10 protein-coding genes are annotated in these 14463 nt (G+C 48.7%); 7 read left to right on the top strand and 3 right to left on the bottom strand.

Translation table 11 applies throughout. The features are described from left to right. Positions 1–4 precede the first annotated feature (4 nt). Positions 5–1153, top strand: coding sequence for an acyltransferase family protein (locus ACYVGO_RS23855; protein WP_460971421.1), 1149 nt, complete (start codon positions 5–7; stop codon positions 1151–1153). A gap of 310 nt (positions 1154–1463) precedes the next feature. After that, entirely contained in the window at positions 1464–1913 is a 450-nt protein-coding gene (locus ACYVGO_RS23860; RefSeq protein ID WP_142771628.1) for a response regulator, read from the top strand. A 156-nt stretch (positions 1914–2069) separates the two neighbouring features. Here the strand turns inward: ACYVGO_RS23860 and ACYVGO_RS23865 are convergent, their stop codons facing one another. From ACYVGO_RS23865 to ACYVGO_RS23875, 3 genes are all read right to left on the bottom strand, one after another. Beyond that, positions 2070–2504 carry a PIN domain-containing protein gene (locus ACYVGO_RS23865; RefSeq protein ID WP_460971423.1) on the bottom strand — a complete coding sequence of 145 codons (435 nt, stop codon included), beginning with the start codon at positions 2502–2504 and terminating at the stop codon, positions 2070–2072. Between the two features lie 357 nt (positions 2505–2861). Beyond that, a complete protein-coding gene (locus tag ACYVGO_RS23870; RefSeq protein WP_460971425.1) occupies positions 2862–5282 on the bottom strand; it encodes a hypothetical protein in 2421 nt (806 codons plus the stop codon). 194 nt (positions 5283–5476) lie between these two features. Next, entirely contained in the window at positions 5477–6568 is a 1092-nt protein-coding gene (locus ACYVGO_RS23875; protein WP_460971426.1) for an acyltransferase family protein, read from the bottom strand. Positions 6569–6653: 85 nt separating this feature from the next. Here ACYVGO_RS23875 and ACYVGO_RS23880 point away from each other — a divergent pair, with 85 nt between their 5' ends. From ACYVGO_RS23880 to ACYVGO_RS23900, 5 genes are all read left to right on the top strand, one after another. Beyond that, positions 6654–9239, top strand: coding sequence for a family 20 glycosylhydrolase (locus ACYVGO_RS23880; protein WP_460971427.1), 2586 nt, complete (start codon positions 6654–6656; stop codon positions 9237–9239). Between the two features lie 62 nt (positions 9240–9301). After that, the gene (locus tag ACYVGO_RS23885) at positions 9302–10129 is read left to right on the top strand and encodes an ROK family protein (RefSeq protein ID WP_142771624.1); all 828 of its coding nucleotides are present in this window, start codon (positions 9302–9304) and stop codon (positions 10127–10129) included. Positions 10130–10133: 4 nt separating this feature from the next. After that, complete coding sequence (locus ACYVGO_RS23890; protein WP_460971428.1) at positions 10134–11384, top strand: MFS transporter; 1251 nt, start codon at positions 10134–10136, stop codon at positions 11382–11384. Between the two features lie 77 nt (positions 11385–11461). Then, positions 11462–12631 carry an AraC family transcriptional regulator gene (locus tag ACYVGO_RS23895; protein ID WP_142771622.1) on the top strand — a complete coding sequence of 390 codons (1170 nt, stop codon included), beginning with the start codon at positions 11462–11464 and terminating at the stop codon, positions 12629–12631. A 108-nt stretch (positions 12632–12739) separates the two neighbouring features. Further along, positions 12740–14389 (top strand): serine hydrolase domain-containing protein, encoded by a 1650-nt coding sequence (locus tag ACYVGO_RS23900; protein WP_460971429.1) that lies wholly within the window; start codon positions 12740–12742, stop codon positions 14387–14389. Positions 14390–14463: the final 74 nt, after the last annotated feature.

Consider the following 14463-nt stretch of genomic DNA (forward strand, 5'->3'; position numbering starts at 1 on the left):
ACCTATGTCTCTACTGTCTACTTCGCCTGTTGAACCTGCTGTACTTCAGCCCGCCCCTGTTAAGCGGCTACTCTCGCTCGATACATTGCGGGGGTTTGATATGTTCTGGATTATGGGGGGTGAAGAAATCTTTCAGGTGCTGGCCAAAACGACGGGCTGGGCCTGGGCTATTCTCATCGCCGATCAGTTCACCCATCCCAGTTGGAATGGTTTCCGGGCCTACGACCTGATTTTCCCCTTGTTTGTGTTTATGGCGGGCGTATCGACCCCGTTTTCGATAGGGTCGCGGTTAGAGAAGGGAGATGAGAAGGCGCAGATTGCCCGAAAGATTATAACGCGTGGGCTCATTCTGGTTTTATTAGGCATTATTTACAACAATGGTCTGTTTGTCAAAGCGTTTGAGGATACCCGTTTCCCAAGCGTTCTGGGCCGTATCGGATTAGCGGGCATGTTCGCCCAGTTGATCTTTCTGTATGCCAAACCCCGCACGCAGTACATCTGGTTTTTCGGTATTTTGCTGGGTTACTGGGCCGCTATGATGCTGATACCCGTACCGGGTTGTGGAGCCGGTATCCTAACCATGGAATGCAATCTGGCCAGCTATATTGACCGGATGGTGGTACCGGGTCACTTATACAAAACGATCCATGACCCAGAGGGCTTGTTCTCAACCATTCCGGCCATTGGCAACGCGCTGCTTGGTATTTTTGCTGGTTCGTTCTTGAAGACGCATGGTAAAACCGGCAATCAGAAAGCGGTTCAATTGGTGGGCGTAGGTCTGCTGTTTATCCTACTTGGCTGGCTTTGGGACTTTGTCTTCCCAATCAACAAAAACCTGTGGACCAGTTCATTCATGCTGGTTACGGGTGGCCTGAGTCTGAGCTTACTGGGTCTGTTTTACTGGGTTATCGACGTCAAAGGCATCAAGGGCTGGACGTTTTTCTTCACCATCATTGGTATGAATTCCATCCTCATTTACCTGGCGGGCGAGTTCATCGAATTTGAATATGCAACTCACTTTTTCTTTGGTGGCCTGATCAAGCTGATCTCATCAGGCTGGGTTGCCGCCGTGCTGGGCGTGCTGGGCTACATTGCCGTAAAATGGGTGTTCCTGTATTTTCTCTACAAGAAAAAGACATTTTTGCGGGTTTAAACAAGGTATCGAGGTAAGTAATCATGCAAACTAAAAATAGATTTTAACCACAGAGGCACAGAGAACACAGAGTTTTATTTATTGATTTTTGAGAATTTAAACTCTGTGTTCTCTGTGCCTCTGTGGTTAATAAATTTGCGTGATTACTTAATTCCACAGCTCTAGTTTAGCAACAATTGTCTTATTTTCAATAATTTATGATTGCATACTACTCTAATTAGAGTACCTTTAGACTAATCCCTTTCTACTGAGTTCCTTCCCCGCCCTAATTGGAAAGCTGTCGGTTAAGTTGCTCCTTAACCATTGCTTCATGAAATCTAACTTTCCAATTCTCCTGGTAGACGATGATGCACTCCTCGTTGACATCCTGCACCGGGCATCTCGGGACCATTTCCCCGAAGCGTCGTTTATTCAAGTCTTTAGCAATACAGAAGCGATAGCCTATATCAATGCGCTTGATGGTCATGGGCCTAAGCTCGTCTTTCTTGATATCGACTTAGGATCCAGCGTGAATGGATTAGACTTTTTAGCCTTCCTACAGGCCCATGCGCAAGGACGCTTATTACCAGTTATTATGCTAACAGCCAGCCAATTGCCAAGTACTATTCTGACTACTTATTCAACAGGGGCGGCTTCTTTCACGGTTAAACCATTCAGTTTTGACGACTGGAAAATGTATTTCATTACGCTACGACAATACTGGTTCGACACGGTAACCATACCCCCTATCAGGTTCTATAAGCGTGATTATTGGACATGATGGCCCGTTGCCATAAGTACTAACCCCTCCCCCCTTCACTTCCTCACCAGCAGATCTCCGTTACCTGCGAACCACGTTCACCTTCTCCACATTCCCAGATGAAGGTTACGGCGTTTTCGATAGGTCGAATTCGTGCGTGTTTTCTTTCTTGAATAATTATAGTATCATTTCGTATAACTCGCTGGTAGTGACTACCTGATCGAAACCCATAGCTTTTAAATGAGTAGTCAGTTTCTTGTCTCCTGTCCAAAGCCAAGCCGATTTTTGTAACGTTAAAGCAACAAAATTTATATCTTTTGAATCAACACCTGATGTTAGTCGGTCGGCTTCTATCCAGTGCTGCGGTTCAATAATATTCTCATTGATAAATTCAACCTGTTTTAAAATAGCATAAACGACCATGCTGATTTTATCGGCAGGCTGTTTAGCCAGTTTAATAATTTTGGGTTGATATTTAAATAATTCAGCCATAGCGTAGTAGCAACTAATACGCTCGATAGACGGTAAAGGGCTAAAAAGAAGTTCAGATATTTTATTGTTTGGTGATATGCAGGCACTAAACAAAATATTAGTATCAACAATAATTACCATAGTCAGGGTAGAAAACGTGACTTGTTTTCTGACCACCAATTTTTGTCACTTTCCGCAGCAAGCTCCGCAGCTTGCTCTTCTGATCCCTGATTTTGGGATACGATCTCCAGGACGTTTATGTAGTCAATAAGTTTCTGAACAGCCTCCATGTTAATGGAGTCGTTAGCTTCTATAAGGATATTTCTGTCTTGCCGCGTGATAACCATGATTCTAACCTTTTCTCAAATATACCGAATTTTAGGCTGTACAGTCAAAGGAGTAACCTGTGTTTCGTCTCTACTATGGCACAAACAACTGTTTTAACAGATGGTAGCCAGTATAAAAGAAATCTAAGCCTAACACTCTCCCCTCCCCCCTTCACTTCCTCACCAGCCAGATCTCCGTTACCTGCGAACCGCGTTCACCTTCGCCACATTCCCAGATGAAGGTTACGGCCCCATCGGATGAAGCCGCTTTGGGTACGTCGAATTCATAGATGGGTTGCTCGCCGGTCTGGATGAAGTCATGAACAACGGAGCCGTCGTCGGTGGTGAGTTTCATGCGTGATTGGAAACGTCCGGTGTAGGCAATCCGAAGGCGATAGGTTGCCATGGGGTCTAGTTCAGAGTAAGCGATTTTTAGGGGTTGGTCATAGAGGGTTTTGGCCTGTTTCATCCAGGCTCGTGGCGTCACCTGGCCTTTGAAGCCCGTTGCTTTAATCTCGTCTACCCATTCAACACCCACCAGGCCTACGCCAAACCCAATTCGGGGCGAGTGAAGACTTCCCGGATCTTTCTCCCAACTTGTGTCTGAAACCACCCGATGCCAGCTTTCAGGCGCGCCGAAATGGTCGTAGAACCCACCCGGTCCCGGATCAGTCCGGTGCAGCACCTCCCGGATTTTCTGGAGTCGTTCTGGCTCATTGGTCAATTTCTCTAGCTGCGAGAGCTGCGATAACAGCCAGGGAGAGTCGTTGAGCGGAATGTCGATGTTGTCGATGAAGTTACCGCGTCCACCCATGGCACCGTGTTTGTCGATGGTGAGTTGCGCCCCAATGCTTTTGTAGAGTGAGTCGGCTAGGGCAAAACATGTCTGGCGGTAAACGGGCAGAATCGGTTCTTTCCAGGCTTTCTCGAGGATCGCATTTGCCTGTCGGATAGCTGCTAATGAGCCAACGGACTCACTGGCTTCCAACGCAACCCGCGCCTGCTGCTCCAGACCAGTTTCATAGAGTAACCGACGGCGGGTGAAGGCATCGTAATACGCCCGAATTTGTCCCATCTGAAAGCGTGGATTCTGCAATACGGCCTGAGAAGCTGATTTTTCCAATGCCTGCCACTGCATCAGGGTACGCTCAACGGCCTCGTTGGTCAGGAGGTTTCCCCGCCAGTTTTGTTCCAGAGCGATAAGTCCCTGCGCAACGGTTTCGGCATAATCCGACCCGATAAACAATCGGGCGTAGTCACGCAGGGTTTCAATAACCGGCGTTTCGGGGTTCCAGTCCTGGTCGCTCCAGACAAACTTATTCACATCATCATTGGTGCCTTCAGAATAACTGATGCTTCCAGCTCCGTATTCATCGAGCGCGTTATGGATAGCCTTTTCATCGTGCGGACGCGGGTTGATGCACTCCCGACCCAGCGTCATGGCCCAGGCCAGATCCCAATGCGGCACCGGATATTGAGACGCGTAGTTGTGGGTAATATCCGGATAATGCCGAATGGGAATGGACGGTTTAACCACCTTCCGAATTTCCTGCACCGACATCTTGACCCAAGGCCCAAACACCACGCCCCCAAACCAGGGGTATTCCTTATTAACGTGTTTATAGAACGCATCGAACCATTGCTGCGTAGGTCGGAACACCTGCGGAGAGACCCATATTTTAGCGTTGGGATGGTATTTCTGCAACACCTGGGCTTCCTTTTCGAGCCACGCAAACAGCACGTCGGGTTCCAGTTCACCGGGGTCCCCGCCGGGTACGAAGACCGCATCCAGTTTCTGAACAGCCGCAAAAACCTCATGCCGTTCAGCCAGTTCCTTCTGAATCGAATCGGGATGGGTGTAATTCATGCCCATGTTCGGATACCACATCCAGACATCCAGCCCGTATTCAGCACAAATCCTCGACTGTTCGCCAATCATCCTGATGGCGGGTAACTTCATATGCCGACTCGTGAAGTCATCATCCGTACGGGGTGGCATAATTTCGATGCTGTTAGCGCCAAACAACGCCAGTTCACGAATGTACTGGTCGTACTGAGCCACGGAAAAGGCATCGTAGGCGTTGGTTTTTGGCCGATACCCAAGCTGGTGACCGCGAATAGGATAGCGGGGGCTGGTAGCAATAGACAGATTTCCAGCCACGTCCACCTTACCCAGCTTCATCTCCAGCTTGCGCAACAAACGTCCAACACCATAAAGCAATCCCCGCGCATCGTGGCCGACAATCAACACCGCGTTGGACTTTTCAATGGATACCAGTCTGAAGCCTTCACTTTTACTATCGGGCATTGCCTGGATGAGCGTTCGGAAACTTGCGGGCAACTGAGCGACATGCTGTTCCAGCACAAGCCCAATAAACGGCTGATTATCGGCAGGGAGTTTTCCGACAACGGGAAGTTGAATACCACTCTGTTTTTTCACTTCCTGCTGTAGAATCTCTACCGTTCGGCGCAGAACTTTTTTATCGGTAACGGTAGTAGCTATACGCGCCTTCGATAAATCAATCGAACCGGCGTAGGCGGTTGTCCATATTGATAGGAGGAGGATGGTTAAGCGGATTGAGGGTAAGCGCATGGTTATGATTCTCTGTTTTTGCTTGGCTTTGCCGACCGGGCTGGCGTACCAGTGAAGGCTATTGTTTCAAGGGCCTCTGGCCCAATTTTGATTAGTCAATACGGGCGAGACGCCCTAAAGAATAGTCTTCACTGGTACGCCAGCCCGGTCGGCAAAGCCAAGCAAAAACAGAGTCCGCACAGTTCCACGCATCCTCACAGCTTAATAAAAATCTTCCGCTTATACAGCACATAAGCTGGAATGAAATTGACGCCAACAAAAAACAGCGCGTACAACAGACTGGCGAGTTCGGGTTGAAGTCCAATATCACGTAGCCCTTTTACAACCTGCTCATTCAGCGGAAGACCACCGAATTTGAGTCGATAGAAAAAGAGGGCGAAGATGTCGGCCAGTACATATACTGTGATAGCGTTCGCTCCGAAGATAATCCCTGGCTTTGTCCCATTCGTATGCCCGAGTACATCAACCAGAAAATACGTAGCGCCAAACAGTAGGGCAGCAAAACCAGACGTAACCAGCACAAACGAACTCGTCCAGAGATTTTCATTAACTGGAAACGTTAGCCCCCAGAAATAGCCTGCAATGGCTGTAAACAGACCAACCGTCATCAGATACGCAACTTTCTCGATTGGTTCATCGGGGCCCAGCATCCACCGGCCTGCCAGCATACCCATAATTCCCGTCACAATAGACGGGAAGGTGCTCAGAATACCTTCGGGGTCCCAGGTTCCCTGCCACATTCTGCCGGGCAGGTATTGCCGGTCAACCCAGGCAGCCAGATTCTGGCCCCGTTCCAGCACAACCCGGCCCACATCGGGGGTGGGGATCTGCGTCATGGCCAGCCAATATCCAACCAAAGTAAAGGCGCCAATCCAGGCCTGCTGTTTCCAGCTTGTAGTCAAAAATAACGTTGCGCAAACCAGAAAGACGATGGCGATTCGATGAAGTGTACCTGTCCAGCGAATCGTGGCAAAATCAAAATCGGGCATCAGATTCAGGAACATACCGACGGCAAAGATTTTCAGTGAGCGAATGACAATCTTCCGGTAAAGTTCTCCTTTGTGAGCAGCCCGTTTTTGTGAATAAGCGAAGGCAATAGACACGCCGACGATAAACAGAAAAAATGGTGCTACCAGATCCGTCATGGAAAGACCATTCCAAATGGTATGTCGAAGGGTAAAATACACGGTCTCCTCACTGCCCGGAAAATTGGCAACAATCATGGCTGCAATGGTAAACCCGCGCATCGCATCCAGAGAAATAAGCCGCTTTTGTTGCTGTACCATCAAAAAGTTGTAAAAAGCCCGCTAAAAGCAATGGTATCTTTACTACTGATTTGAGTACTATAAAGGCTACTTAACCTAAGGATTTATGCGAACTACTTTTTTTACCACCCTCAGCACGCTTGTTTTCCTCTGTTTCAGCAGTTGTAGTATCACTGAAAAGCAGGCAGTTGAAGAGGCAAAAAAAATAACGGTATCCTGGGAACTGGTCAGCAATTTCACCGAGATCGAAACGGGTTTCGAAGCCCGCTTTCACCTGGCCAATGAAAGTAATTTTCCATTGACAGACACCAACTGGGCCTTGTTTTTCAACATGTCGCCCCGGCCTATTCTTCCAACAAAAACACCCCAGTCCGCTACTGTTCAGCACATCAATGGAGACTGGTATAAACTTACGCCCAGGGTTGGCTTTAGTCTCAAACCCGGTGCCGCTATCGACGTTCTATACGAGGGAACCGAAGCCGTCAATAAGGTCACGGATGCTCCACTGGGGCTTTACTTTGTTTTTTATGACAAAGACGGCAAGGAGGAAAACATCGTACAGGTAGCCAATTATAGCATCAAACCGTTTACCCGGCGAGAGCAGATGCTACGTGGAAAGGTCGACCTGGAACCGCTCCCAACTCCTGAACATACGTACCAGACGAATCGAACGGCCTCCCTGCTTCCAACCGAAAATCTTCAGAAAATCATACCGGCACCCGTTAAACTGACGTTGGGCACAGGCACATTGACCGTCAATTCGTCGCTGCCGATTTATGCAGATAAAAGCCTGGAAAATGAAGCGAATTTCCTGAGTCAGAAACTAAAAACGCTAACGGGTAGCGACTTTTCTGTAAAAACAGGAACCCCAACGGGCAAAGGCATTTCGCTAAAAACGGGAACTATTCGTGTCAACGGCGTTACGAAAGAAGCGTATCAGTTAGGCATCGACGGGAATGGCATTGCCATTACGGGTAGCGATGCGGCTGGTGTCTTCTACGGCATTCAGAGTATGTTGGCGTTGATCCCGACCGCAACCTACCTTAAACCGTCGGCCAGTATTGCCCTGAACTACGTACAGGTTGAGGATGCGCCACGCTTCCATTTCCGGGGTATGCACCTGGATGTTAGCCGGAATTTCCAGACCAAAGAAACCATTCTTCGGTTGCTGGATTTGCTGGCAGTCTACAAAGTCAATCACTTCCTGTTTTATACGACGGAAGATGAAGGCTGGCGTCTCGAAATTGACGGATTGCCTGAGCTAACGAAAGTAGGTGCACAACGGGAACATACGTCGGGTAAGGAAACGCCAGTGCTGCATCCGGCCTACGGATCGGGCCCAAAAGCCTATGACGAAGGCAAATACGGCAGTGGGTATTACACCAAAGCCGATTTCATCGAAATCCTGAAGTACGCGAAAGCGCGCCATATCAAGGTCATTCCGGAAGTGAATTTGCCGGGCCATGCCAGAGCCGCCATTAAAGCTATGGAAGCCCGGTATGACCGATTGATGAAGGAGGGCAACGAGAAAGAAGCCAATGAATACCGACTCATCGACCCCAATGATAAATCCGTTTATTTATCCGCACAGGGGTACACCGACAATGTGGTGAGCGTTGGACAGGAGTCGACCTACCACTTCTATGAAAAAGTGGTTGATGAGATCACGAAGATGTACAAAGAAGCCGGTTTGCCCATGGACGTGATGCACGCGGGTGGCGACGAAGTGCCCGAAGGCGTCTGGACAAAATCGCCCATAGCGGCTAAAGTCCTGAAAGATAACCCAACGATCAAAGACCCGAAAAACCTGCAGACTTATTTCTTCCGAAACCTTGTTAAACGACTCAAAAAACGTAATCTGGAAATACACGGCTGGGAAGAGGCTGTACTCACCAAAGCAGCCGATGGAAAACTGGTATTGAACCCTGAATTTGTTGGCCAGGGCGTGGTGCCCTATGTCTGGAACAATCTGTTTGATATGGATCTGGGCAATCGGATGGCCAATGCCGGTTATCCAGTGGTGTTGTGTAATGTATCGAACTTTTATTTCGATATGGCCTATAACAACGATCCGCAGGAGCCAGGTCTGTACTGGGCGGGCTATGTTGATACGCGCAACAACTGGGCATTTGCGCCGTTCGATATGTTTAAGACAACCTATAAAAATTCGATGGGTAAGCCCTTAAATTTTGCAGGCCTACAAAAAATGAAGCCCGAAGCCCGCAAAAACGTTCGGGGTGTAGAATGTCAGCTGTGGAGCGAAACCGTTAAAGGTCGTGATATGGCCGAGTATGATATCCTGCCTAAATTACTGGGGTTTGCCGAAAGTGCCTGGGCACCCGAGCGACCCTGGGAGACCATCGAAAACCGGCAGGAGCGCGAAAAATCAATGAGTACCGGCTGGAATATATTTGCCAATACACTCGCCCAAAAAGAACTCCCCCGGCTAGCTACGATCAACGGCGGTTATCATTATCGGTTACCGCTTCCGGGTGCTATTATCGAGCAGGGCATGCTCAAAGCGAATGTAGAACTACCCGGTCTTGCCATTCGGTATACGACCGATGGGACTGAGCCAACGGCACAATCTGCACTATATACAGGTCCAGTAAAGGTTTCGGGCACGTTGACATTAAAAAGCTTCGATGCATCGGGTAGATCGAGCCGGGCAACCATCCTTAAGGTGCGGTAGCACGTCCTGATACTATTATAATATTCTTGTAGTTTTTTACACCAATACGCAACATACGTACCATGACTATTGGGGTCGACTTAGGAGGAACCAACGTACGGGCTGGACTTGTACGGAATGGATCAATTGTTCATCAAAAGAGTGGCTTATTACATCAAAAAGAATCGCTCTCTGCTACGTTATCACAACTTATTGAATTAATCCGTCCTCTGGCGGAATCCACCGTCAGTAGTATCGGTATTGGTGTTCCCTCGGTGGTTGATGTGGGGCGGGGTATTGTGTATAACGTGGCCAATATTCCATCCTGGAAAGAGGTTGCCCTGCGCGATATTCTGGAAGAGGAATTTGCCGTACCCGTATTTGTGAACAATGATGTGAACTGCTTTACCCTTGGCGAACACCAGTTTGGTCTGGCCAAATCCTACCATTCCGTCGTTGGCATGTCTATTGGTACAGGGCTTGGCTCGGGCATTATCATTGACAATCAGCTCTTTGTCGGGAGTAACTGTGGAGCGGGAGAAATAGGACTACTCCCCTATCGGGATAAAAACTTTGAGTACTATGCCTCTGCCGAATTTTTCGAGGCTATCCACGGTACAACGGCCCTCGAAGCCAGCCAGGCAGCCCAACTCGGCGAGCCCAGCGCGTTACAACTCTGGACCGAATTTGGTCGTCATTTTGGCTGGGCTATCAAAGCAGTCCTCTACGCCTACGATCCTGAAGTCATTGTCTTAGGGGGTTCCATTGCCAAAGCGTACCCGTTTTTTAAAGCGGGTATGTTTGAGAGTATGCAGGATTTCGCTTATCCAGTCACGCTCAAGCGACTGAAAATTTTCCAGTCGCAGCGGGAAGGCATTGCCCTGCTGGGCGCAGCCGCTTTAGTTAGCTAATACCATGAACCGTAACACCCTGATTGTCGTCCTGATTCTGGTCATTTTCTTTGTCATTTCGTTTCTGACCAACATTTTGGGGCCCATCATCCCCGATCTGGTCGACAGTTTTCAACTGAGTATCGGTCTGGCGGGTTTCTTGCCCTTTGCTTTTTTCGTTGCCTACAGTGCGTCGATTCCGTCGGGACTGCTGGTCGAAAAATACCAGGAGAAACGGGTGCTGCTAGGTGCTTTTTTATTGGCTTTCCTGGGTGCCTTACTCTTCGCCCTCATACCCCAATTTTCAGTGGCGCTGGTGTCGTTATTTTCCATCGGTGTTGGCATGGCCATGTTGCAGGTTGTGATTAACCCACTGCTACGGGTAACAGGTGGCGAAGAGCATTTTGCCTTTAATTCGGTGCTGGCGCAGCTTTTTTCCGGGGCCGCGTCATTTATAAGTCCTTTTCTATACAGCTACTTTGTCGTTAACCTGCATACCACCAATACTAGCTTCCCGATTGCGGTGCTGAATCGACTGGTTCCCGTTGATCTGAAATGGGTGTCGCTCTATTGGGTTTTTGCCCTGACGACGCTCTTGATGATTATAGTAGTTGCGCTGATCAAATTCCCAACCGTCGAGCTTAAGGACGACGAAAAAGTGGAAGTGGGCGGTACCCTGACCGAGCTACTTCGCAACAAAACGGTCTTGTTGTTCTTCGCGGGTATTTTCGCGTATGTAGGTACTGAACAGGGCATTGCCAACTGGATTTCCAAGTTCCTTCAACTGTATCACGGAGTTGACCCGACAACAACTGGCGCCGAAGTAGTGGCTTATTTCTGGGGGCTCATGACCATTGGCTGCGTTCTTGGCCTGGTTTTACTGAAACTAACCGACAGCCGCAAAGTGCTGATGATTTTCACGCTGGGCGCTATTATCGCCTTACTGGCCGGACTGTTTGGCACTAAAGAAGTGGCTCTGTATGCGTTTCCGGCCACTGGTTTTTTTGCTTCTGTGATGTGGTCCATCATTTTTTCACTCGCACTCAACTCCGTTCCGCAGCATCATGGCACTTTTTCGGGTATCTTGTGTACCGGAATCGTTGGTGGCGCGCTGGTACCCCTGATCATCGGTGGCCTCGCCGAACTGGTGGGACTGCGCTGGGCCATGCTGGTCATTCTGTTTACGCTAGGTTATATTTTCAGTATTGGCATCTGGGCCAAACCGCTGGTTACGAATGCGACGATTAAATTAAAGAGCGAAAGAGTGAATGAGTGAAAGAGCGGGCAGACGCGACAGCGCAACTTCCCGGCGGTTTTCGCTCATTCACTCGTTCACTCTTTCGCTCTTTACCCATGCACAAGATCATTCTACTAATCGACTTCGCAGAAGACTACAGCAAGAGTCTGTTGAAAGGGATCACTAAATATTCGCGGGAATATGGTCCCTGGGTTTTTTGCCGGATGCCCCTTTTTCATCGGGAAACGATGGGGATCAACGGCATACTGAACTGGGCGCGAGAATGGGAAGCCGACGGCATTATCGGGCAGCTTTACAACGATGAAAGTATCGAAAAGATCGTTCAGGCGGGTATTCCACTCATTGCGCAGGATTTTAAAGAACGGTTTACAGAAATCCCCAACATAACGGGTGCCCACCAGGAAACCGGCGCTATGGCCGCGGACTATTTCCTAAAAAAAGGCTTTAAAAACTTCGCCTTTTATGGATTTACGGACATCGTCTGGTCGCGGGAACGGGCTGAAGGATTCGACGAGCGAGTGTCCCGGTCGGGTTACAAAGTCCATTATTTTGAAAACGAAAACGCCCGCGCCAGTGAGATCGAGCTGTGGTATTATAAACCTAGCTCACTGAGTCAGTGGCTATTGTCATTACCAAAGCCAATTGCCATCATGACGTGCGACGACCGACTTGGTCAGCACATTACGGAGGCCTGTCGACATTCGGGTATTCGTATTCCCGAGGAGGTAGCGGTATTGGGGGTCGATAATGATGAAATGATCTGTGAGCTGTCTGACCCTCCTCTATCCAGCATTGCGCAGGATGCCGAGAAAGGGGGGTATGATGCGGCCCGCCTGCTGGATCGCATGATTCGCAAGGAAACCGAGTGTTTTTATGATATTGTTGTGAGGCCTACGCAGGTAATCACCCGCCAGTCGACCGATATTTACGCCACCCACGACGATTACATTGCCTCCTCACTGAAATACATTCACCAGAATATCGACAAAAATCTTCAGGTCGATGAAGTGGTCAAGCAGGTGCCGTTGTCGAGACGCTCACTGGAGATGCGGTTTCAGCATGTGATTGGCTATCCTATCTACAAGTACATCCAGAATCTGCGGATCGAAAAATTCTCTAAAAAACTGCTGGAAACCGACCTGACCGTTTTTGAGATTGCCATGGAGTTAGGCCTCAATGATAGCAAGAACATTGCCCGTCAGTTCAGGCAGGTCAAAGGCTGCACCCCACTCGAATACCGAAATCGATACCTGGCGGGAAAATGAAGGTGATTTATTAAACCCATTTTCCGGCCCGTTCATCCCATTTTCGGCACGTACGTATCTGATCTGCATAGCTTTGATAAAACTTAGTTGCTCTCTACTCCTATGCATATGCGCTTGATACCCATTTTACTAAGCCTGCTTGTGACTTGCAAGCTGTACGGCCAGCCCACCGATCTGGTAAAAACGCAGGGCATTACGACTGCGCTACACCAGGCTAACATCGGCACAATCATCTTTACCGATAAAGATACCCCAGCGGCCGACCTAAAAACCACGGACTTTCTACGTACGTATGCGCTGACGAACAAAAGCAATTTATTCATGACGGTCTTTATGGGTAACTCGCTCACCAATTACTTACATCGGATGGCGCCTGAACTAACAGCCGATGAACTCACGAAAACGGGTGGTTATCAATTCACATTTTACGTAGATAACCGACTCATTTACCAGAGCAATCTGCATCCAGGAGCCCCTTACGCCCAAGTGAAGAACGTTGAAACACTCATCAGTAAGCCATTAATTAACAACCAGCGAGAGGGGGCCTGGTGGAGTCAGTCGGCCTGGAATCGGTTTATGAATAACGGTGGGGATAGCGCACTGACAGACGGCCCACACATGTTCAGGCTCGAGATCAGACCGTATCTCAACAAGCCTAACCTGACCGTGGGTGAGTTGATTGCTGCGGGGCAACTGACACTACAGGTGAAGCGCAAACCAGTTATTGACCTAACCAAAGTTCGACTTACTATCCCCAAACCCTATCCGGGCTTTGCCGTCTCGACGGAACGGTTTGATATCAACAAGATCAAGGAGTTGAAGGGTAATATTGACGAGGATGTGTTCAAACACATCACCAGTGTGATCGTCATTAAAAATGGTAAACTACTGATCGAAGAATACTTTAACGGGAACACCCGAGACTCCCTGCATGATGTTCGTTCGGTGGGTAAGACGTTTGCCTCTACCATGGCCGGGATTGCAAAACAGGAAGGTCTCTTGAAAAGTGAAAACCAAAAGTTAGCTGATTTTTATGACCTGAAAACCTTTGCAAACGACTCTCCTGCCAAGGCAAATACCTCACTAAACGAGTTACTGACCATGAGTTCGGCGTTTGACGGGGATGATAATGACAACAACTCGCCGGGCAACGAGGAGAATATGTATCCTACGCCTAACTGGATAAAATTCATTCTGGACCTACCCGTTGACCCTGCGAAGTTTAAAGGGGAGTGGCATTATTTTACCGCAGGCGTTGTGTTGTTAGGTGACATTCTGAACAAAGTTGTACCGGGAAATCTGGAACGCTATACGGACCAGAAACTATTTAAGCCCCTGGGCATTACCCACTACCAATGGCAATACACGCCCCAAAAAGTAGTCAGCACGGCGGGTGGTATCCGAATGAATGCGCTGGACTTTGCCAAATACGGCCAGTTATATAAAAATGGGGGCCAATGGCAGGGGAAGCAACTCATACCAGCTGCCTGGGTTAGCCAAACCTTTACGCATCATAAGCCGATTACGGGCCGGAAGGATGAGTATTATGGGTACCTGTTCTGGAACAAAACGTATCAGGTAGACGGCAAGGCATATGAAACCTATTACTGCTCAGGAAACGGGGGCAATAAAATCTTTGTCTTTAAAGACCAGCCGCTGGTGGTTGTCGTTACGGCTACTGCTTATAACACGGCGTATGCCCATCCTCAGGTAGACAAGATACTGGAACAGTATATTCTGCCAGCGGTGGTCCGCTAAGGGGTTTAACCACAGAGAACACAGAACTTTAACTTGTTGTTTTTTTACTCCGTGCCTCTGTGGTTAAACAACCT

Source organism: Spirosoma migulaei (assembly GCF_054776855.1).

What these genes read in the sequence shown, in the direction of transcription:
- ACYVGO_RS23865 (WP_460971423.1), bottom strand. Translation starts at nt 2,504, where the DNA reads ATGGTAATTATTGTTGATACTAATATTTTGTTTAGTGCCTGCATATCA.
- ACYVGO_RS23855 (WP_460971421.1), top strand. Translation starts at nt 5, where the DNA reads ATGTCTCTACTGTCTACTTCGCCTGTTGAACCTGCTGTACTTCAGCCC.
- ACYVGO_RS23900 (WP_460971429.1), top strand. Translation starts at nt 12,740, where the DNA reads ATGCGCTTGATACCCATTTTACTAAGCCTGCTTGTGACTTGCAAGCTG.
- ACYVGO_RS23885 (WP_142771624.1), top strand. Translation starts at nt 9,302, where the DNA reads ATGACTATTGGGGTCGACTTAGGAGGAACCAACGTACGGGCTGGACTT.
- ACYVGO_RS23870 (WP_460971425.1), bottom strand. Translation starts at nt 5,282, where the DNA reads ATGCGCTTACCCTCAATCCGCTTAACCATCCTCCTCCTATCAATATGG.
- ACYVGO_RS23860 (WP_142771628.1), top strand. Translation starts at nt 1,464, where the DNA reads ATGAAATCTAACTTTCCAATTCTCCTGGTAGACGATGATGCACTCCTC.
- ACYVGO_RS23880 (WP_460971427.1), top strand. Translation starts at nt 6,654, where the DNA reads ATGCGAACTACTTTTTTTACCACCCTCAGCACGCTTGTTTTCCTCTGT.
- ACYVGO_RS23875 (WP_460971426.1), bottom strand. Translation starts at nt 6,568, where the DNA reads ATGGTACAGCAACAAAAGCGGCTTATTTCTCTGGATGCGATGCGCGGG.
- ACYVGO_RS23890 (WP_460971428.1), top strand. Translation starts at nt 10,134, where the DNA reads ATGAACCGTAACACCCTGATTGTCGTCCTGATTCTGGTCATTTTCTTT.
- ACYVGO_RS23895 (WP_142771622.1), top strand. Translation starts at nt 11,462, where the DNA reads ATGCACAAGATCATTCTACTAATCGACTTCGCAGAAGACTACAGCAAG.